Origin of the sequence: Arthrobacter sp. NPDC058097, assembly GCF_042884885.1 — a bacterium.
Classification (GTDB): domain Bacteria; phylum Actinomycetota; class Actinomycetes; order Actinomycetales; family Micrococcaceae; genus Arthrobacter.
Genome location: NZ_JBHVSZ010000004.1, coordinates 81,819 through 101,952, shown reverse-complemented (window position 1 = coordinate 101,952; position 20,134 = coordinate 81,819). Strand labels below are relative to the sequence as shown.

At 66.5% G+C, this 20,134-nt stretch carries 14 protein-coding genes; 7 read left to right on the top strand and 7 right to left on the bottom strand.

Features of this window, described 5'->3' with window-relative positions; all coding sequences use genetic code 11:
- Positions 1 to 39 precede the first annotated feature (39 nt).
- The 4 genes from adhP (at position 40) to ACFVTE_RS08700 (ending at position 9,147) form a co-directional block, all read left to right on the top strand.
- A complete protein-coding gene (adhP, locus tag ACFVTE_RS08715) occupies positions 40 to 1,062 on the top strand; it encodes an alcohol dehydrogenase AdhP (RefSeq protein WP_387099195.1) in 1,023 nt (340 codons plus the stop codon).
- Positions 1,062 to 1,520: a DUF779 domain-containing protein gene (locus ACFVTE_RS08710; RefSeq protein ID WP_387099193.1), complete on the top strand. Its 459-nt coding sequence runs from the start codon at positions 1,062 to 1,064 to the stop codon at positions 1,518 to 1,520. The genes adhP and ACFVTE_RS08710 overlap by 1 nt, the downstream gene beginning before the upstream one ends.
- 222 nt (positions 1,521 to 1,742) lie before the next feature.
- Positions 1,743 to 7,385 (top strand): peroxidase family protein, encoded by a 5,643-nt coding sequence (locus ACFVTE_RS08705; RefSeq protein WP_387099191.1) that lies wholly within the window; start codon positions 1,743 to 1,745, stop codon positions 7,383 to 7,385.
- A 211-nt stretch (positions 7,386 to 7,596) separates the two neighbouring features.
- Positions 7,597 to 9,147: an amino acid permease gene (locus ACFVTE_RS08700; RefSeq protein ID WP_387099189.1), complete on the top strand. Its 1,551-nt coding sequence runs from the start codon at positions 7,597 to 7,599 to the stop codon at positions 9,145 to 9,147.
- A 132-nt stretch (positions 9,148 to 9,279) separates the two neighbouring features.
- On the opposite strand, the gene ACFVTE_RS08695 is transcribed toward ACFVTE_RS08700, so the two are convergent.
- The 5 genes from ACFVTE_RS08695 to ACFVTE_RS08675 form a co-directional block, all read right to left on the bottom strand.
- Positions 9,280 to 9,915 (bottom strand): DUF2461 domain-containing protein, encoded by a 636-nt coding sequence (locus ACFVTE_RS08695; RefSeq protein ID WP_387099187.1) that lies wholly within the window; start codon positions 9,913 to 9,915, stop codon positions 9,280 to 9,282.
- 109 nt (positions 9,916 to 10,024) lie between these two features.
- Entirely contained in the window at positions 10,025 to 12,106 is a 2,082-nt protein-coding gene (locus ACFVTE_RS08690) for a DUF6541 family protein (RefSeq protein ID WP_387099185.1), read from the bottom strand.
- Positions 12,107 to 12,113: 7 nt separating this feature from the next.
- A complete protein-coding gene (locus ACFVTE_RS08685; RefSeq protein ID WP_387099183.1) occupies positions 12,114 to 13,340 on the bottom strand; it encodes a polysaccharide pyruvyl transferase family protein in 1,227 nt (408 codons plus the stop codon).
- 155 nt (positions 13,341 to 13,495) lie between these two features.
- Positions 13,496 to 14,977 carry a catalase gene (locus tag ACFVTE_RS08680; RefSeq protein ID WP_387099182.1) on the bottom strand — a complete coding sequence of 494 codons (1,482 nt, stop codon included), beginning with the start codon at positions 14,975 to 14,977 and terminating at the stop codon, positions 13,496 to 13,498.
- 19 nt (positions 14,978 to 14,996) lie between these two features.
- The gene (locus ACFVTE_RS08675; protein ID WP_387099180.1) at positions 14,997 to 15,470 is read right to left on the bottom strand and encodes a Fur family transcriptional regulator; all 474 of its coding nucleotides are present in this window, start codon (positions 15,468 to 15,470) and stop codon (positions 14,997 to 14,999) included.
- Positions 15,471 to 15,546: 76 nt separating this feature from the next.
- On the opposite strand from ACFVTE_RS08675, the gene ACFVTE_RS08670 reads away from it, so the two are divergent.
- Positions 15,547 to 16,818 (top strand): MFS transporter, encoded by a 1,272-nt coding sequence (locus tag ACFVTE_RS08670; protein WP_387099178.1) that lies wholly within the window; start codon positions 15,547 to 15,549, stop codon positions 16,816 to 16,818.
- Between the two features lie 40 nt (positions 16,819 to 16,858).
- A complete protein-coding gene (htpX, locus tag ACFVTE_RS08665; protein WP_387099176.1) occupies positions 16,859 to 17,728 on the top strand; it encodes a zinc metalloprotease HtpX in 870 nt (289 codons plus the stop codon).
- A gap of 151 nt (positions 17,729 to 17,879) precedes the next feature.
- On the opposite strand, the gene ACFVTE_RS08660 is transcribed toward htpX, so the two are convergent.
- On the bottom strand, positions 17,880 to 18,338 hold the full coding sequence (locus tag ACFVTE_RS08660) for a GNAT family N-acetyltransferase (protein ID WP_387099174.1): 459 nt from the start codon (positions 18,336 to 18,338) through the stop codon (positions 17,880 to 17,882).
- 216 nt (positions 18,339 to 18,554) lie between these two features.
- Between ACFVTE_RS08660 and ACFVTE_RS08655 the strand changes: the two genes are divergently transcribed.
- Positions 18,555 to 19,523, top strand: a complete 969-nt coding sequence (locus ACFVTE_RS08655; protein ID WP_387099172.1) for an IS481 family transposase — start codon at positions 18,555 to 18,557, stop codon at positions 19,521 to 19,523.
- Here ACFVTE_RS08655 and ACFVTE_RS08650 read toward each other — a convergent pair.
- A complete protein-coding gene (locus tag ACFVTE_RS08650) occupies positions 19,520 to 20,011 on the bottom strand; it encodes a YajQ family cyclic di-GMP-binding protein (protein ID WP_050054209.1) in 492 nt (163 codons plus the stop codon). The two genes, ACFVTE_RS08655 and ACFVTE_RS08650, sit on opposite strands and share 4 nt — an antisense overlap.
- Positions 20,012 to 20,134 lie beyond the last annotated feature (123 nt).

Here is a 20,134-nt window from a genome sequence, read left to right as displayed (position 1 = left end):
TACCCAAACAACCGATTCAACGACGCAAGGATTTCGCCAATGACGACGACAATGCAAGCAGCCGTAGTATCCGAATTTGCCAAAGACCTCCAGATCCTGGACATCCCCGTCCCCGCGCCCGGCCGAGGCCAAGCGCTCGTCAAAGTGATCACCAGCGGTGTCTGCCACACCGATCTCCACGCCGCAGAAGGGGACTGGCCGGTCAAGCCGTCGCCGCCTTTCGTGCCCGGCCACGAAGGGGTGGGCGAGGTGGTGGCCCTCGGTGAGGGCGTCACGGACCTTGCCGTCGGTGACCTGGTGGGCAATGCCTGGCTCTGGTCCGCTTGCGGTGACTGCCAGTACTGCCGAACCGGCTGGGAGACGCTGTGTGAGGCCCAGCAGAACGCCGGTTACAGCGTGGACGGCTCCTTCGGCGAGTACATGCTGGTGGACAGCCGGTTCGCCGCCAGGATTCCGAAGGGATCGGATCCCGTGGAGGTGGCTCCGGTGCTCTGCGCCGGCGTCACTGTCTACAAGGGACTGAAAATGACGGAGGCCAAGCCGGGGGAGTGGGTCACCATCTCCGGCATCGGCGGGCTGGGGCACATCGCCGTCCAGTACGCCGTTGCCATGGGACTGCGCGTCGCCGCCGTGGACATCGCGGACGACAAACTCGCGCTGGCCAAAAAGCACGGCGCCGAACTCACCGTGAACGCGCTGCACGAGGATCCGGCAGAAGTCATCCAGCGGGAAACCGGCGGCTGCCACGGAGTCCTGGTCACGGCGGTGCACCCGTCGGCCTTCGGCCAGGCCATCGGCATGGCCCGCCGCGGCGGCACCATCGTGTTCAACGGCCTGCCGCCGGGCGACTTCCCGGCACCAATCTTCGAAATCGTGCTCAAGGGCCTGACCGTCCGCGGCTCCATCGTGGGGACACGGCAAGACCTCGAGGAAGCACTGGACTTCTACGCGCAGGGCAAGATCCACCCCACCGTCTCCACCCGGGAACTCTCGGAAGTCAACGCGGTCTTTGAGGAAATGAAGCACGCCAAGATCGACGGCCGCGTGGTGCTGAGGCTCTGATGCCCGCTACCAGGCTTGACGCCGAGGTGACGCTGCCCGGGGAGGACTTCTCCCGGGTGGCGCTCACCGCCGAGGCGGTGGGGCTGCTGCGGAAGCTCTGGGCGCAGCACGGCCCGCTCATGTTCCACCAGTCCGGGGGCTGCTGCGACGGTTCCGCGCCCATGTGCTATCCGGCCGGGGACTTCCTCACCGGGGAGTCGGATGTGCTGCTGGGCCGGTTTGATCTCTCTGCGGACGACGGCGGGGAGTCCGGTTCGGCTTCCGACAGCGGCCCCCGCGGCGCTCACGACGGCGGCCAGCCGCTGGAGTTCTGGATGTCCAGGGAACAATTCGGCTACTGGAGCCACACCCACCTGACGGTGGATGTGGTGCAGGGCCGGGGGAGCGGATTTTCCGTCGAGGCGCCGGAAGGCAAGCGCTTCCTGATCCGTTCCACGCTCATGGACTGGCCGGTGTAGCGGGCAAGAGAGGACTCCTGAATTCCAGCTTCACAATGCGCAGGCGGGGCTACAGGCTAGTGGCCCCGCCTGTGTATTGCCTGTTAAAACACCTGATGAAAACCCCCAATTTGGGTGGCTCAACAGATAAAAGAACTCCGATCCGGCCGCATCCACAAGGTTTTCACGGGCATGGCCACGGACGATGGCACGGTCATAACCCCTCCTAGCGGCAGGTGTGCCATGAATGTCTCAGCATGGAAGTCAGACGGGGGCACGGATCAAAGTCGATCCGCTGCACCCACCGAACCACCAACAAACCGGCGTCAGCGACGCAAGAAGCACCGCAAGCAGTCCATCTCCTTCCGGACGGTGGCAGCAGTAACCACACTGATGATGCCGATCGCCATGGGGTTGCCTGTCGTGGCAGCCAACGCGGTTCAGGCACCTGTGGGGGAGGGATTCACCATCACCCCCTCCGATCTCTCCTTCATCCTGAAGCAGATCAAGATCGCCGAGGCCCACGTGGCCAACACGACGTCGGCCACGGGCCCCTGTGGGGCGCTGATCGGCACCGGCCCCAACCAAATTCCGAGCCCTCTGGTTTCCCAGGGTCTCCGGACGGTGGACGGGTCATGCAACAACCTCCAGGCGGGCCAGGAAACGTTCGGTGCAGCCGACCAGAAGTTCCCGCGCCTGACTACACCATCTTTCAAGAATGCCGAGAACTCGCCTCCCGCGTTCGGGCCTTCCCGTCCGACGTCGTATGCGCAGAAGAAGGGCAACGTCTTCGACTCCGAGCCCCGCGTGATCAGCAACCTGATCGTGGACCAGACCTCGACCAACCCGGCTGCAGTCGCCGCGGCAGGCAACCCGGTCCGGACGCAGGGCAACGAGGGTGTCGTTCCCTGCACGACTGACCCGGATCCGCTGGCAACCCCGCCGGTGGACGGCGTTCCCGCCGGCTGCGTGCCGTCCCACAGCACGCTGTTCATCGAGAACGTGACCACCGACGTCGGACTCTCCCCGCCATACAACTCGATGTTCACGCTGTTCGGACAGTTCTTCGACCATGGCGTGGACCAGACCGTCAAGAGCGGCGGAACCGTTTTCGTTCCGCTGAAGGATGACGACCCCCTGATCGCGGGTCCGGACCACGTCTTCGGCAACGCGGACGACCTCGATCCGAACCTTCGCTTCATGGTCCTGACCCGCGGCCAGAACCAGCCCGGCCCGGACGGCGTCCTGGGTGACAACCCCGCAACGCCTGCCGACGAAAGCGCCGACGACATCCAGGATGCGAACAACACGGACTCGCCCTGGGTCGACCAGAGCCAGACTTACACCTCGCACGCCTCGCACCAGGTGTTCCTCCGGGAGTACGTTAACAACACCGACGGCAAGCCCGTCGCCACGGGCAAACTGCTCGGCGGACCTGCCGGGCCCACCGCCGGCGGCATGGCTACCTGGGCCACCACCAAGGCCCAGGCCTCGGCTCTGCTGGGCATACAGCTGCTGGACAAGGACGTCCTGAATGTCCCGATGGTCGCCGCCGACCCGTACGGCAAGTTCATCCCCGGCCCGCTGCGCGGTCTGCCGCAGTTCGTCACCGCCACGGGACTCGTGGAAGCCAACCGCGCTGACAACGGCGGCCTGGGCACACTGGTGCCGGCGAACGTCAAGTACTTTGATACGCCGTTCCTGACGGACATCGCCCACAACGCGGACCCGAGTCCGCAGGACACCGACCACAACCCGGCGACGCCGAAGGTGACGCCCGCGAAGGATGCTGACAACACGGCATCTGCCGACTTCGCGAACCAGCCGGCCGGCACCTACGACGACGAGATGCTGAACGCGCACTTCATCGCCGGTGACGGACGCGTCAACGAGAACATTGGCCTGACCGCAATCCACCAGATCTTCCACTCGGAGCACGACCGGCTCGTCGGCACTGACGTTGATCCGGCCGTGGGCAGCATCAAGAACGTCCTGCTGAACGACACCTCGGCAAGCGGCGTCGCCGCACTCGCCGAATGGAAGCTGGCCTCCGGCGCCAACGGCTGGAACGGTGAGCGGCTCTTCCAGGCCGCACGCTTCGTCACCGAGATGGAATACCAGCACCTGGTCTTCGAGGAGTTCGCCCGCAAGGTTCAGCCGGCGATCAACCCCTTCGAGCCGTTTGCCTTCACCCAGACGGAACTCAACCCCGCGGTTAAGGCGGAATTCGCCCACGCCGTGTACCGCTTCGGCCACTCCATGCTGACCGAAACGATTTCGCGCCGGAACGAGGATGGGGCCGGCGCCGACACGGTGTTCGGCACCTCCGACGACACCCGGGGCAGCCAGAATGACATCTCTCTGCTCGATGGCTTCCTCAACCCGCCTGAGTACACCAACGGTGGCCCTGCCGGGCCGCTGACCTCGGAAGAGGCTGCCGGAAGTGTCATCATGGGAATGTCGGACCAGGCCGGCAACGAACTCGATGAGTTCGTGACCGACACGCTCCGCAACAACCTCCTGGGCCTGCCCCTGGACCTCCCGACGATCAACATGACGCGCGCCCGTTCTGAAGGTATCCCGCGGCTGAACGTCCTGCGCCGGGAGATCTTCAACAAGACGAATGACGGCCAGCTGACGCCTTACACCAGCTGGGTCGACTTCGGCGAGAACCTCAAGCACCCCGAGTCGCTCGCCAACTTCATCGCCGCCTACGGCCGGCACCCGTCCATCACCGGCGCAACGACCCTGGCGGGCAAGCGGGAAGCGGCACGGCTGATCGTCAGCCCCGCTGCCGGGGACGTCCCGCCGGCTGATGCCGCGGCGTTCATGAACAGCACGGACGCCTGGGCCAACGATGGCACGAACTCCATCACCGGCCTCGACAACGTCGACCTCTGGGTCGGCGGTCTCGCGGAGCAGACGGTTGTCTTCGGCGGTCTGCTGGGCAGCACGTTCAACTACGTCTTCGAGAACCAACTGACGGATCTGCAGAACGGTGACCGCCTTTACTACCTGGCGCGCACGCCGGGCATGAACCTGAGGGCACAGCTCGAGGGCAACTCGTTTGCCGAACTGATGATGCGCAACACGAACGTGAAGAGCCTGAAGGCCGATGCGTTCGCCACGTCGGACTGCAAGTTTGAACTGAAGAAGCTGGCAGGCACGGCGGCCGGCTTTACGGCCAACGGCAACACCGTTTTGGACGACCCGGACTCAGAGTGCAACGAGGCGGCCGTTCTGATCCGCATGGCCGACGGCACGATCAAGTACCGTGCGCGGAACACGGTTGACCCGTCCGGCATCAACGGGCAGAGCGTCTACAACGGCACCGCCGGCGTCGACCGGATCTTTGGTGGAAACGACAGCGACACCTTCTGGGGCGGTGAAGGCAACGACATCATCGAAGGCGGTGACGGAGCCGACGTCGCGCTCGGTGGCGATGGCGATGACATCATCACCGACCTCGCCGGTGACGACGTGCCGAAGGGCGGACCGGGCAATGACGCGATCGACGCCGGTCCGGGCCTGGACATCATCATGGCAGGCGACGGCAAGGACTTCACGAACGGCGGAGCCAACGCCAACGAGACCTTCGGTGGAACCGGCGACGACTTCATCATGCTCGGCCAGAGCCTTGACGCCGCGTTCGGCGACAGCGGCGACGACTGGGAAGAGGGTGGCGACCAGCCCGACCTGATGCAGGGTGACAGCGGCAACCTGTTCTTCCTGGATGATTCCCAAAAGCCGGGGCACGATATCCTCGTCGGCCAGGGCGGCGACGACGACTACGACATGGAGGGTGGCGACGATATCGGCGTCGGCGGTCCTGGCATCGAGAAGGTCGCCGGAGCCTCCGGTTACGACTGGGAGACCGGTCAGGGCGATCCACAGGCCCAGGACCTGGACCTTGCCCTGCCGCTTGTTCCCCTTGACATCCTGACCGTTGATGTCCGCGACAAGTTCAACGAACTCGAGGCCGCGTCTGGCTGGAAATTCAATGACAAGATCCGCGGCGACGACGTCGTTCCCAGTGCCGTTGGCGGCGGCGGATTCATCGGGTGCAACGTCCTGGATCAAGCGGGCGTGGACCGGATCGCCGGACTCGGCGAGCTGGTGACTACCTTCCCGACACTGGCATCCGATGTTGTGGCCGCCTCGGCGGGCAAGGACTGCCCGCTCCTGACCGGTACGAACGTTTGGGGTGAAGGCAACATTCTCCTCGGCGGCGGCGGCAGCGACCTTCTCGAGGGCCGCGGCGCCAACGACATCATCGACGGCGACCGCTACCTCAGCGTCCGCCTCAGTGTCCGCACCAACGCAGCCGATCCGGCAACCGAGATCGGCAGCGCCAGCATTGAAGCGCCGGGGCAGAGCGCCATGACCAGCCGGTACCTGAAGGACGCCAACGGCAACCTCATGGGACCAACGCTCCAGGAAGCTGTCTTCGCGGGAACGGTGAACCCGGGCAACATCGTGGCAGTCCGCGAGATCCTCACGGGCTCCGGCGGCACCGACTCCGCAGTATTCACCGGACCGGAGGCCGACTACACGGTCACCACGACCGGCGGCGACGGCACCCTCGGCTCGCCGGGATCCACCACCACGGTGACCGACAATGTGGGCACTGACGGTACCGACACCCTGCGGAACGTCGAGCGGCTGGTGTTCGCCGACACCGTTGCACCGTCGGCTCCCGTCATCGGTGCGGCAACCACTACCGGCAGCGGCCAGGCTACGGTCAACTTCACTCCGGCAGCAGGCGGCGTCGCCACCAGCTTCGAGGTGCGGGTGGTAAACGCAGCCGGAACCCAGGTGGGTGCACTTCAGACGGCAGACGCCGGTGCCACCAGCCTGGTGGTTACGGGCCTGGCCAACGGAACGCCCGTCCGCTTCCAGGTACGGGCAGTGAACGCAATCGGGGCCAGTGCCTTCTCGGCACTGTCCAACGCAGTCACTCCGTCCGCTCCCGTCCTTGCCAGCGCTCCGGCGATCGGCACGGCGACCGCGGGCAATGCCCAGGCCACGGTGCGGTGGACCGCCCCCCCGGCAGTACCCAGCGCGCCGGTCGCGCAGTTCCGGGTCCGGGTCTTCGTGGGAACGGGAGCCACTCCGGCCCGCGAAATCACGGTGGGCAACGTGACGAACACGGTGGTCACCGGACTGATCAACGGCACCGGCTACACGTTCGATGTCTCGGCGATCAACTCGGCAGGCACGGGTGCGGCCTCGGCTCGCAGCGCGCTGACCACGCCGCGGACGGAGTTCGTGGCACCGACGGTCACGGCCAGGACACCCGCCTCGGGCGCCACGTCCGTCAGCCAGACGAACAACCTGAGCGTGACGTTCAGTGAGCCGGTGGCGAATGTCACCACGGGCACCGTGGTGCTGCGGCTCGGCACCACCGTCATTCCCACCTCGGTTACGTACAACAACGCGACCCGGACGGCGACTGTGAACCCGACCGCAACCCTCCTCGCTGACCGTACCTACACGCTGGCTGTCTCCTCAGTCCGCGACACTGCCGGCAACACCATCGCGTTCACGTCATGGCAGTTCACCACCGGCCCTGCCCCGACGGTCGTCTCAGTGACGCCGGCGATCGGCGCCACCAACGTGAGCCGCACGGCGAACGTTACGGTCCGCTACAGCGAGCCCGTGACGAACGTCAACACCGGAACCGTGGTGCTGCGGCGCGGCGGACTGACCGGCCCGGTCGTGACAGCGACGGTGACCTACAACGCCGCGACTCGGACCGCAACGCTCAACCCGTCGGCAACGCTGGCGGCCAACACCACCTACACCGTGGCAACGTCCTCCGTCCGCGACCTGGCGGGCAACCCGCTGGCGTTCCGGTCCTGGACGATCCGGACGGGTGCCGTGTAACAGATTGGGAAGGCTGGCGGCCGGCAGGGGCCGCCAGCCCGCGGGGACCCACGCCCGGCCCTCCACACCGCGCAGCCGCAGCGCGGAGGAGGGCCGGGCGTGGTTTTGCGTGCCGGCTGTCTCAGTATTCGGGACAAATGCGGCCGTCCACTGGATGGACACTACACTTGATAGGTCTGTTTCCATCCCCTATCAGGACTGTGGACTTCCAATGAACCTTTTCCGGACCAAATCCATCGAGCAGTCAATTGCCGACGCTGATGAGCCCGGACGCAAGCTGAAGCGCTCCCTGAGCACCTGGGACCTCATGATCATGGGTGTCGCGGTTGCCGTTGGCGCCGGCATCTTCTCCGTGGGTGCCAAGGCCGCTGCGAACTTCGCCGGCCCGGCCGTCACCATCTCCTTCCTGGTCGCCGCCATCACCTGTGCCCTGGCGATCATGTGCTACGCGGAGTTCGCCACCGCCATCCCGGTGGCCGGCTCCGCCTACGTTTTCACCTACGCCACCATGGGCGAGATTCTGGCCTGGATCATCGGCTGGAACCTCATCCTGGAACTCTTCACCGCCGCTGCGGTGATTGCCAAGTACTGGGGCATCTACCTCAGCAAGGTCTTCGCCCTCATGGGCGTGGAAATGCCGGCCGCCGTCTCGATCGGCGGCGTCGACCTGTACTGGGGCGCCTTCCTCATCGTGGCGGTCTTCACCGTGCTGCTCGTGCTCGGGACCAAGCTGTCCGCGCGCGTCGGCAACATCTTCACGCTGATCAAGATCGCCGTGGTGGTGTTCGTGATCATCGTGGGCTTCAGCTACGTGAAGTTCTCCAACTACACCCCCTTCGTCCCGTCCTCTGAGCCGACGGCCAACGCCGGCGCGGCCGACGTTCTAAAGCAGTCGTTCTTCGGCTTCCTCACCGGCGCCGCCCCCGCGCAGTACGGCACCATGGGCATCTTTGCCGGCGCCGCGCTGGTGTTCTTCGCCTTCATCGGGTTCGACGTTGTGGCCACCTCCGCGGAAGAGGTCAAGAACCCGCAGAAGACCCTGCCCCGCGGCATCTTCGGCGGCCTTGCCCTGGTGACCCTGCTGTACATCCTGGTGTCCCTCGCCCTGACCGGCATGGTCTCCTACACGCAACTCGCCGAGGCGGAGAGCCCCACCCTCACCACGGCCTTCGAGGCAGTGGGCAACACCGACGCCGCCAAGGTGATCGCCTTCGGCTCCCTGGTGGGTCTGACCACCGTGATCATGGTGCTGCTCATGGGCCTGGCCCGCGTGGTGCTGGCCATGAGCCGCGACGGCCTGCTGCCGCGCTCCCTGTCCAAGACCAGTGAAAAGCGTTCGACGCCGGCCCGCCTGCAGGTCATCTGCGGCGCCGCCGTTGCCCTCGTTGCCGGGCTCACCAACGTGGACCTGCTCGAGGAAATGATCAACATCGGCACCCTGTCCGCGTTCGTGATGGTCAGCCTGGGAATCCTGGTGCTGCGCAAGAAGCGCCCCGACCTGAAGCCGGCCTTCCGGGTTCCGTTCGGCAAGGTCCTTCCTGTCGTATCCGCGGTGCTGTGCCTGTACCTGATGACCAACCTCGCGGTGGAGACCTGGATCTTCTTCGGCATCTGGCTGGTCGTCGGCATTGCCATCTACTTCGCCTACGGTCAGCGGCACTCCCGCCTCAACGAGAAGTTCGCCGGGGCCAAGGCTGCCGTGGACGGTCCTGCAGGCGGCCTCGACGACCGGGACGACGACGCGCTGACCAAGGTCCAGTAACCAGCGCCCGGCACGGCCAACGTCCGGCATGGCCAACGTCCGGCATGGCGCGGACCGTCCGGCCTGGCCGCTCTGCGCGGCCCGGCCCGGGCGCGCCCGATCCGTGCTGGCGACCGCCCGCTGGTGCTTCTGTCACGGGGCGGCATGACGCCCCACCCAGTCCACCAGCGGGCGGAGCTGTTCCCACAGGGCGGCAATCTCGCGTTCCGCCTCCGCTGAGCCGAGCCATGCGGGCTCCCCGAGGGTGACGCCGGCGGAGAGCGACTTGTGCTTGAGCAGATCGGCGCGCGGATGGTCCTTCGGAAAGCCCCGCGGCACGGTTTTCAGTTTCTCGCCCTCAATGGCGAACCCTGCCGCCGCGACCGCATCCACGATGTGCTGCAGCTGTTCGCCGGTGCTCCCCGCGTCCACCGAATTCCGGTAGCGCACCAGCTGCGCGGGTGAATGCGAGTGGTAGCCGCCGCCGACCAGCAGGCCATCGGCGCTGATCTGGAGGTAATACCCCACGCCCTCCTGGTACGAGGCGAACGCGCCCTGGGCGGTCTTGTACGGTGACTTGTCCGGGGAGAAGCGGACGTCACGGTGGGGCCGGAAGATCTTACCCGGACCAAAGCGCGGCTCAAGGTCCGCCAGGAGCGCCTGGAGCGGGGCCTTGACGGAATCCTGGTAGACCGCGGAATGGGCCTGCCACCAGTCGCGGTTGTTGTTCTCCTCCAGCTCAGCGTAGAACTTCGTTGCCGCGGCGGGGATGCCCTCGAATGTGCTCATGGTTGAAGCCTAGGGTTTGCCGGGTCCTCCGGCCATGGCCGCATCCGCCTATGTGGAAAGGCGCGCCAACGTTGGCACGTCCGCTTCCGTGGAAGCTACCGGCTACCGGCTACCGGCAGGCGGTGATGCGGTACAGCGTCCTGGCCCCTTCAGAAGCCACTTTCTCGAAACCCTGATCCGTGGGGACATTGTAGAAGCCAGGCCACCGGCCCAGGCTGGTACTGCCGTGCGACGCTCCGGGGGCATCCTCGTAGAAGTGGGTGGCACCGACCTTGCGCACCGCCTCACAGATCCTCGGGTCGCTTGCGATCCGGTTGAAGCCGGTGCGGAGCAGTTCCTTGGCCGCGCTGCCGGCCGTGGGTGCACCCAACTGGGTGTAGACGACGTGCCGCCCGGTCAAAGCATAGAAGTAGGTCTCGCCGTTGAACGGGTCCCCGATCACCACTGCATCTGCCGGCAGCATTGCGCCGGCCCGCTCAATAAAGGCCTGTTCCCCGCTGGAAAGCACGCCGGCCCCCGGCTTGTTGGACACAACGTAGTTCTGTGCCGCCACCGCCACACGTTCCACCGACCGGTAGCTCCCGGAACCGGCGTAAAGCGCGCCCGTGACGGCGGCAACAGCCACGGTGAAGAGGATGGCGGGAACCGGCCACCGGTCCACCATGCTGGCGCGCGGCAGCCGGGCGGACAGGCGGAGCGCTGCCCGGACCACGGCACGCGTCACGACGGCAACGGCCAGGGCCGCCAGGAGGCTCCCCGTCATGGCGATGAACGGTGCAATCCGCTGCGTGTCCTTGTACCAAACGCCCGTCAGCCACCGCAGCCCGTTTTCGGGGCCCGCGGCGAGCACATACAGCCCCACGAACGCCAGCCAGGCGAGGGCGAGCGGCCTCGCCTCCCGGACAAAAATGGCCAGCACCGCCCCCGCAATCACCAGCACGCCCACCGCCACGTTGAAATCGTCCGGTGCCGGCGGGGACAGCGCCGGGAAGCGGGGCAGATCGAAGAAGGCAAGCTTCAGGGAATCCGGGACCACGGCCCGGACAGCCCGCCGGTAGGCCATGACACCTGCCAGGAGACGCGAGTTGGCCAGCACAGACCATGCCGCTGCGGCGAGAACGGCCGCAGCCAGCACAGCCCCGAGCGTGGGCAGGGGGCGGCGCCGCACCCCGCGTACCAGCACGGGCAGGAACCGGGCAGCGATAAATGGCAGTAGCGCCACGGCGGTGGCAAACAGGGCACTGGGGTGGGCCGCGGTGCAGCCGCCAAGGAGAGCCAGAAGAATGGCCGCCAGAAGGATCCGGTCGCGGGCCGGCGTACCTGCTGGCGTACCCGCCCGCCCGGCGGACGCTTCTGCGGATGGTTCTGTGCCTGCGGCGGACGTCAGGCGGCGCAGTAACAGGACAGCCACGGCCAGGGTGGCCGGCACCAGTGCGGTGGCCAGGCCGTTGGGCCACTGGCCGCTGCGGAGGAGCTGGGAGAAGGGGAAGCTGACGAAGGAGGCCCCAATCAGGGGCGTGAGCGCCCACGCCGCGGGGTGCCGCGGCAGCACGGCCGTCGCCAGAAAGGCCAGGCCGGCCGGCCAGATCAGGCCGCCGATGACGATCGAGGACAGGTTCGCCGCTTCCGACACACTGCCCGGAATGAGGGCCACAGCGCTGTGCCATCCCGCGGGGTAGTAGGTGGCGGGGCCCGCCCCGAAAATGGGGGCGATGCTCCACGGCGTGGCCTTGCCGGATTCCTGGATCCAACGGAGTGCGTTCAGGTGGAAGATCGGGTCCCAGCCTTGCGAGGCGGTGGCGGGGTCCCCGATTCCGCGGAGGATGGCCACGCAGGTCACCGCGGAACCAATGGCAACCCCGGCGGCCACCGCCAGGGCCGCCGGCCGGCCCAGGCTTTCAGGCCACAGCGGCTTTCCAAAGGCGAACCGCCTGCCGGCGAGCCAGGCGCCAAGGACCAGCGGCAGGGCGGCCAGCGCGGCGGTGGCGGCGTTCCACGGCAGGCCGACGGCGGCAGCCACGAAGCTGCCGGCCAAGTACATCAGAAGGGTGACGGCCGGACTGAGCGCGATGGCCGCCAGGAAGCCGGGCTTGAACGGCAGCATGGCCAGGAGGCCGGGCAGGAAGAATGCGACGATGAGGAACAGGACGGTTGGGGCCGAGTGGGCCAGTCCGAAAAGCAAATCAAGCATTGTTGGTTCAGAACGCTCCGGGCCGGATCTTGTTCCTCCGCGGGGCGGTGAGTGCCTTGTTAAGGAGCTTCGCCGTCAGCGACCCGGCCGTCGGGGGTCCCGGCGGCGCGGAGGCGGACTGGACCGGCAGCGGCGGATAGATCTTGGCCGCCTCCGCGCGCTTTCGTTCCACGAGGGCCGGCAGTTCGTCACGCAGGGCACCCCGGTCCGCAGGGATTCCGGGATCGTCGCCGTCGAGCGCGAGCGACCAGCCGCTGCCGAGCGAGGCCAGCGACTCGTGCTTGACGTCGTAGTACCCCTTCTTCATGCCCACGGCGAGGCCCCGGGCCCCCGCCGACGCCGCCAGCAGGTGGAAATGGAAGCGGCTGGTCACCCAGGTCTGCTGCTCCGACAACGGAAGGCCATGGGCCCAGATGTGCAGGAACGGCAGGAACCGTTCTTCCGGGATGAGGTCCGCCAGCTGTTCGTAGGCGACGCGGTCGGCGCCGGGGATGGCTTCCACGTAGTAGGCCTTGGTTCCCTCGCCGGCGGCCTTTTCGACGGCGGCCCTCGCCAGTTCCACGGCCGTCCCGAAACGCTCGGGGTCGGCGGTATCGCTTTGGATGCAGACGTAGAGGCCTGGTTCGGCGGTGGAGCGAGCCATTTCGGCGGTGACGCCGAGGAAGGCATCGTCCAGTTCCTGGCTGATGCTGTACGCCTGGGCGCCGGCTTCGTCCCGGGCGGACGCATGGGCGAAGTCCTGGAACAGGGGCATCTCGGCAGGGGCCGACGTCAGTTCGGGCATGAGACCCTGGCCGGTGGCGATCAGGCGGGCACCGGTGAGTGAGTGCACCGCACGCATGGCCACCACGAGTCCGGCGTGGTGGGACCAGTTCTCATTGATGAAGCCGCCGCCGATGAGGTGCAGGGACTCGGCTTCGCGCAGTTTGAGGAGACCAAGATCGTAGGAGGGGGAGCCCAGCCCGGTGACCCGTGCCCTGATGGTCTCCGCTGCGTCCGCCAGCGGCACTTCAGCGGTTTCGTGGACCAACCGCCACAGGGTGTTGGTGACACGCAGGCGCGGATGCAGCCCATCGAAAAGGACCTGCGCCAGGCCGGGCTGGGGGCAGTCCAGCCAGACATCGGCGTCGGGCCGCGCCTCGGCAAGATACTTCAGCCAGGCGGCGGCGATGAACTCGTCGCCGAAATTGGGGTTGCCCGAAGGGCCGATCAGATAAATAGGACCCGACTGCATGCTGATGACTATATCTTCCTGCGAACGTGTAGCCCGCCTCGGCGACGTATGGTGGCGGCCGGCCCAACCGGCTTGACCCCGGACGCAGGGAACCCCGCCCCGGCTGTGAACGGGTCACGGTGCCGGGGCGGGGTTCCTGTTGCTGCCTGGTGCTGTTAGCCGATCTTGTTGGCGGCCTCAGCGTCGGAGAGCGGTGCTGCGCCGAGGTTGGCGCGCAGCTTGGCGCCGAGTTCGGCGTCAACGTTGGTCCAGTACTGGATGGCGCGTTCCTTGATGTCGGCGCGCTTCACGCCGCCCACGGCACCGGTGATGGTGTCCAGGAAACGGGCCTTCTCGCCGTCGTTGTAAACCTCGCGGTACAGCGCACCGGCCTGGACGAAGTCGCCGTCCTCGGCGTGCAGGGAGTGCGCGGCGTGCGTCAGCGCGCCGTCGTTCTCCCAGCCGCCGCCGACAACATCAGTGTCAAGGGCAGCCGGGCCACCGAACGTGTTCGGTGCGTAGACCGGCACGGAAGGAGCGTTGAACAGGAAGCGTCCAGCGCCGTCCTGGCTGTAGTTGTTGACCTGGTTCTTCGGCTGGTTCACCGGGATCTGGGCGTGGTTGGTGCCCACGCGGTAGCGGTGCGCGTCAGCGTAGGAGAAGATGCGGGCCTGGAGCATCTTGTCCGGCGACGCGGCGATGCCCGGCACGAAGTTCGACGGCGCGAAGGTGGCCTGCTCGATCTGCGCGAAGTAGTTCTCCGGGTTCCGGTTCAGCTCCATGGTGCCGACCTTGATCAGCGGGTAGTCCGCGTGCGGCCAGACCTTGGTCAGGTCGAACGGGTTGAACCGGTAGGTCTTGGCGTCCTCGTACGGCATGACCTGGACGTGCAGGTCCCAGGACGGCAGGTTGCCGGCTTCGATGTTCTCGTGCAGGTCACGGATGTAGAAGTCCGCGTCCGAGCCGGCGAGGGCCTCGGCCTCTTCGCCGGTGATGTTCTTCACGCCCTGGTTGGAGCGGAAGTGGTACTTGACCCAGAAACGCTCGCCCTCGGCGTTGATCCACTGGTAGGTGTGCGAGCCGTAGCCCTGCATTTCGCGCCAGGAGGCCGGCAGGCCGCGGTCACCCATCAGCCAGGTGACCTGGTGTGCGGACTCGGGGGACAGCGTCCAGAAGTCCCACTGCATGTCGGCGTCACGCAGGTGCGTGCCCGGCAGGCGCTTCTGGGAGTGGATGAAGTCCGGGAACTTGATGCCGTCGCGGATGAAGAACACCGGGGTGTTGTTGCCCACGAGGTCGTAGTTGCCCTCGGAGGTGTAGAACTTCACGGCGAAACCGCGGGGGTCACGCCAGGTGTCGGGGGAGCCGTTCTCGCCTGCGACGGAGGAGAAACGGATCAGCATCTCGGTCTCGACGCCGGGCTGCAGGAACGCGGCCTTGGTGTACTTGGAGATGTCTTCGGTGGTTTTGAACGTACCGAAAGCGCCGCCGCCCTTGGCGTGCACCACGCGCTCCGGAACGCGCTCGCGGTTGAACTGGGCGAGCTTTTCCACCAGGTAGTGGTCCGTGAGGATGATCGCGCCGTCAGCGCCGACAGCCTTGGAATGCGCGTCGGACGTAACCGGCGCGCCTGACTGGGTCGTTGAAATGGCAGTCATTGTTCTCCTTATTACTTAATTACTTGTCATTTACGTTTGCAGGAAGTTTTTGGGCCCGTTGGCACTCTCCGCAGATCCCCTGGTACATGACATCCGCGATCTGGATGGTCATGGGGTGGGAATCCTCGCTCCAATGCGGGGTGAGGCACGGGGCATGGCCGACAGCGCAGTCGACATCCTCCACCCGGCCGCAGCTGATGCAGATCGCGTGGTGGTGGTTGTCACCCACCCGCGTCTCGTACAGTGCCGGGGAATGCGGAGGTTCGAAGCGGCGCAGCATGTGCAGGTCCGTCAGGTCACCCAGCACCACGTACACGGACTGAGCCGTCAGTTCCGGCAACTCCTCGCGGGCGGCCGCAAGGATGTTTTCCGCCGGGGAGTGCGGGTGATGCTCGACGGCGGCCAGGACCGCCAGCCGCTGCCTGGTCACCCGGCGGCCGTGGGCACGCAGGGCCGCGGCCCATGCTTCGTGGCTTTCCGGGTGATCGGTCATGACTCCATTGAAGCACTTATTTTGACTAGATCACAATAAGGCTGGGCTAAGTTACTGCTGAGGCTAGAGTTGCGGGGTGGGAAAACTTCTGGCTGACATCACTCCGCTGCGCGAAAGCCCCGATTTCCGGCGGCTTTGGCTGGGATCGGCGGTCTCCAATGTGGGCAGCCAGCTCACCCTCGTCGCGGTCGGCCTCGAGGTGTACCGGCTGACCCAAGACAGCCTGTATGTCGGGCTCCTTAGCATCTTTGCCCTGGTGCCGCTAGTGCTGGGCGGGCTGCTGGGCGGCTCCATCGCCGATTCCCATGACCGCCGCACGGTGGCCCTTCTGTCGTCCGCAGTGCTGTGGCTGACCACCGGCGGGCTCGCCCTCCAAGCATGGCTGGAGGTGGGCAATGTTTGGCTGCTGTACGCCCTGGTGGCTGTGCAAAGCGGTGCCCAGGCGATCAACCAGCCTGCCCGCAGTGCCATCATTCCCGCGCTGCTGCGCAAGGAGCTCCTGCCGGCCGCCAACGCACTGAACATGGTGACCTTCGGGCTGGGCATGACGGCGGGGCCGCTGTTCGCGGGTGTCCTCGTGGCCAGCGTGGGCTTCGGATGGACGTACACGCTCGATGTTGTCAGCTTCGTCTTTGCCTTCTGGGCCCTGCTGAAGCTTCCGCCCATGCCGCCCGGCGAACACGCGGGCCGGGCCGGGATGCGGTCCGTGGTGGAGGGCTTCCGCTTCCTGGGCACGCGGCCCAACCTGCGGATGACGTTCATCCTCGACCTCATCGCGATGATCCTTGCCCAGCCGCGGGCACTGCTGCCGGCCATTGGCGCCCTCATGATCGGCGGCGGGGAAACCACTGTGGGCATTCTGCTGGCGGCCGTGGCGGTGGGGGCCTTCCTCGCCGGCCTCTTTTCCGGGCCGCTCGGCGCTGTGCGGCGGCAGGGGACCGCCGTGGTGTGGTCGGTCATGGGGTGGGGCGCCTCGTTTGCGGCGTTCGGCCTCGTGGTGGTGCTGGCCGGGCGGTCCGGCTCCGCCGGCGTGACGTTCTGGCTGATCCCGGCAGCCCTCTGCTGCGCCTTGGCGGGCATTGCCGACTCGGTGAGTGCCGTCTTCCGCACCACCATCCTGCAGGCCGCCACCCCGGACCACCTTCGCGGGCGGCTCCAAGGGGTCTTCATTGTGGTGGTCGCGGGCGGCCCGCGGCTGGGCGACATGGTGGCAGGCGGCGGCACTAAGATTCTTAGTGAGGGCTGGGTCCTGCTGCTGGGCGGCCTCCTGTGCATCCTGGTGGCCTGGCTGGTGGCGCGGTGGCAATCCGGCTTCCTGAAGTACGACGCGCGGAATCCCGTTCCGTAGCGGCGGTGCCGGTTCCGACTTCTGAGCTGTGGAGGCAAAAGTGCACAATCACCACAACGGACTGAAAACGGCGGCGCTGTTCGGCGTCCTGTGGGCGATCCTGCTCGGCCTGGGCGCCCTCATCGCCGCCAACACCCGCAGCTCTGCCCCGATCGTGATCATGGCGCTGATCGGCGTAGGGACCACGGCCTACGGCTACTGGAACAGCGACAAGATCGCGCTCCGCTCCATGCAGGCCTACCCCGTCTCCGAAGCCCAGGCGCCTCAGCTGTACCAGATGGTCCGGGAGCTCTCCGCCCGCGCCAGGCAGCCCATGCCGCGGATTTATGTGTCGCCAACCATGACGCCCAATGCCTTCGCCACGGGGCGGAACCCGCAGAATGCGGCCGTCTGCTGCACGGAGGGCATCCTGCAGCTTCTCACCCCGCGGGAGCTGCGGGGCGTCCTTGGCCACGAGCTCATGCACGTCTACAACCGCGACATCCTGACCTCGTCCGTGGCGGCTGCGGTGGCCGGCGTCATCACCTCGGTGGGGCAGATGCTGCTGTTCTTCGGCGGCGGGGACAGGCGCAATTCGAACCCGCTCGCCCTCATCGCCATGGCGCTGCTGGCCCCCTTGGCAGCGTCGCTGATCCAGGTGGCCATCTCCCGCACCCGTGAGTACGACGCCGACGAGGACGGTTCGCAGCTCACCGGCGATCCGCTGGCGCTCGCCTCCGCCCTCCGCAAGATCCACCAGGGCGTCCAGGCCCAGCCGCTGCCGCAGGACCAGCGGCTGGTCAACGCCTCGCACCTGATGATTGCCAACCCGTTCCGAGGCGGCGGGCTCAGCAAGCTGTTCGCGACGCACCCGCCGATGCAGGACCGCATCAGCCGCCTGGAACGGATGGCGGGCCGGCCGCTCGGCTGACCGCCGCCGTCGTACTTTCCGTCTTTCCGTCTCACGACGCGCCCCGTACCCGGCGACGCGCCCCGAAACCTACGACGCGCACAATGCCTGGCGCGGCCGGAATTCCGGTAGCGGGCGGAAATCTGCGCGTCGCCTGATCAGCTGAGCGTCGTCACGTGAGCGAACGGGCGTAACAGACGGACAGCGGCTCGCCCGCGTAGGGCCCGAAGTTGTCGATCAGGCGGTAGCCCTCGCGTTCGTAGAAGCGGATGGCGTCGGGCTGGGCCGTGCCTGTTTCCAGCCTGAGTTCGCTCAAGCCCAGGCGGGAGGCTTCGGCCTCAAGGCTTCGCAGGACCGCCGTGGCAGCCCCGCTTCCGCGGTGGCCGGGCAGCACGAACATCCTCTTGATCTCCGCGGACCCGGCATCGAGCCGGCGCAGGGCGCCGCAGGCAACGGCGGTCCCCTCGTGGTTCCGTGCCACGAGGAACACCGTGATGTCCTCGGCGCTGGGCGGCGAACCCGGTTCGTGGTCGTCGCTGCCGTAGCGGGCATCCAGCTCGGCCCGCTGCATGCTGCGGAGCCTCGCCCCGTCCTCGGCGTCCCACGGTTCAGGGGTGACCGCGAAATTCATGTCCTGTCCTCTCGTCGCCTACCCCGGATCGGTTGTCCCGGGACGCACAAACAGGCCGGGGACACCCGAATTGCAGTGTCCCCGGCCCGTTATAAAGCATCGCTAGCTGTATTGACCACGGACGTTAGTGACGCTCGGCGTGGTTCGGTGACATGAAGAAGACCTCCGGGTGGAGTGGGGCTTGTCTAGAGTCCAATTCCACGCACGGAGGTCTTCATGTCCCACCCTAACGCTCTTCTGACGCCCCGTGGCCGGCTGCAGCTCGCGCAGTGTGTCGTTGACCAGTGTTGGAGTCTGCGCCGGGCCGCGGAACGGTTCCAGGTCTCGGTCCCGACCGCTGCGCGCTGGGCTGAGCGCTACCGCGAGCATGGACCGGAAGCAATGGAGGACCGCTCCAGCCGCCCGCACTCTTCGCCCCGGCGGACTGCCACGCGTACCGAGCGGCGGATCATCGCCCTGCGTGTGAACCGCCGGTGGGGCCCTGCCAGGATCGGTTATCTGCTGGGCATCCACCCCTCCACTGTCCATCGTGTGCTGTCCCGCTACCGGCTCGCGAAACTGGCCTGGCTCGATCGCGGCACCGGAAGGGTGATCCGCCGCTACGAACACGACAAGCCCGGGGACCTGGTCCACGTCGACATCAAAAAGCTCGGCCGTATCCCCAATGGCGGCGGACACCGGGTCCTGGGCAGGACCGCCGGGTGGAAGAACAAGACCGGCACCACGGCCAACCGCCGGCCCGGCTATCACTACCTCCACAACGCCGTCGATGACCACTCACGCCTTGCCTACAGCGAGATCCTCACCGACGAGAAAAAGGAAACAGCAGCAGCCTTCTGGTCCCGGGCCAACGCCTGGTTCAACGCCCACGGAATCACCGTCCAGCGCGTCTTGACCGATAACGGGAACTGCTACCGGTCCCGCGCTTTCGCTGAAGCCCTGGGCCCGGACATCAAGCACAAACGCACCCGCCCCTACCGGCCACAAACCAACGGCAAGGTCGAACGCTTCAACCGGACCATGCTCGAGGAATGGGCCTACATCCGCCCGTACCGCTCAGAGGCCGAGCGTGTCGCCGCTTTCCCCGACTGGCTACATGCCTACAATCACCACCGAGCCCACACCGCCCTCAAAGGTCAGACACCGGCCAGCCGCGTCACCAACCTCTCAGGTCAATACAGCTAGCTGCGGAAGTTGACGAACTGAAGATCGGCCTCGTCGAAATCCTTCAGCAGGGCCATGGTTGCCTGCAGGTCGTCGCGGGACTTGGACGTGACGCGGAGTTCGTCGCCCTGGATCTGGGACTTGACGGACTTCGGCGCCTCGTCGCGGATGAGCTTGTTGATCTTCTTGGCGAGGTCCTGCGCGATGCCTTCCTTGATGGAGGCCTCCAGCCGGAATTCCTTGCCGGATGCGTAGGGCTCGCCGGTGTCCAGGGACTTCAGCGAGATGCCGCGGCGGATGAGCTTGGACTGCAGCACGTCCAGCACGGCCAGGACGCGCTCCTCGGAGTTCGCCTTCATTAGGATCTTCTCGCCGCTGAAGTCGACTTCGGCGCCGACGCCCTTGAAGTCATAGCGCTGGGCGAGTTCCTTCTGCGCCTGGTTCAGCGCGTTGGCCACCTCCTGCTTGTCTACTTTGCTTACGACGTCGAATGTGGACTCGCCTGCCATGACTCTCCTTTGCTGGTGCCTGCGTCGCCCGGGCCGCGAGGCTCCGGGCAGGGTGTTGATATCTGGATTCCAGCGTAGTACGGATGGCGGTGATGTGAAGCTGGGCGGCATTCACAGTTCACT

Coding starts and splice junctions, on each gene's coding strand:
- adhP (WP_387099195.1), top strand. CDS start 40: ATGACGACGACAATGCAAGCAGCCGTAGTATCCGAATTTGCCAAAGAC.
- ACFVTE_RS08710 (WP_387099193.1), top strand. CDS start 1,062: ATGCCCGCTACCAGGCTTGACGCCGAGGTGACGCTGCCCGGGGAGGAC.
- ACFVTE_RS08705 (WP_387099191.1), top strand. CDS start 1,743: ATGAATGTCTCAGCATGGAAGTCAGACGGGGGCACGGATCAAAGTCGA.
- ACFVTE_RS08700 (WP_387099189.1), top strand. CDS start 7,597: ATGAACCTTTTCCGGACCAAATCCATCGAGCAGTCAATTGCCGACGCT.
- ACFVTE_RS08695 (WP_387099187.1), bottom strand. CDS start 9,915: ATGAGCACATTCGAGGGCATCCCCGCCGCGGCAACGAAGTTCTACGCT.
- ACFVTE_RS08690 (WP_387099185.1), bottom strand. CDS start 12,106: ATGCTTGATTTGCTTTTCGGACTGGCCCACTCGGCCCCAACCGTCCTG.
- ACFVTE_RS08685 (WP_387099183.1), bottom strand. CDS start 13,340: ATGCAGTCGGGTCCTATTTATCTGATCGGCCCTTCGGGCAACCCCAAT.
- ACFVTE_RS08680 (WP_387099182.1), bottom strand. CDS start 14,977: ATGACTGCCATTTCAACGACCCAGTCAGGCGCGCCGGTTACGTCCGAC.
- ACFVTE_RS08675 (WP_387099180.1), bottom strand. CDS start 15,470: ATGACCGATCACCCGGAAAGCCACGAAGCATGGGCCGCGGCCCTGCGT.
- ACFVTE_RS08660 (WP_387099174.1), bottom strand. CDS start 18,338: ATGAATTTCGCGGTCACCCCTGAACCGTGGGACGCCGAGGACGGGGCG.
- ACFVTE_RS08655 (WP_387099172.1), top strand. CDS start 18,555: ATGTCCCACCCTAACGCTCTTCTGACGCCCCGTGGCCGGCTGCAGCTC.
- ACFVTE_RS08650 (WP_050054209.1), bottom strand. CDS start 20,011: ATGGCAGGCGAGTCCACATTCGACGTCGTAAGCAAAGTAGACAAGCAG.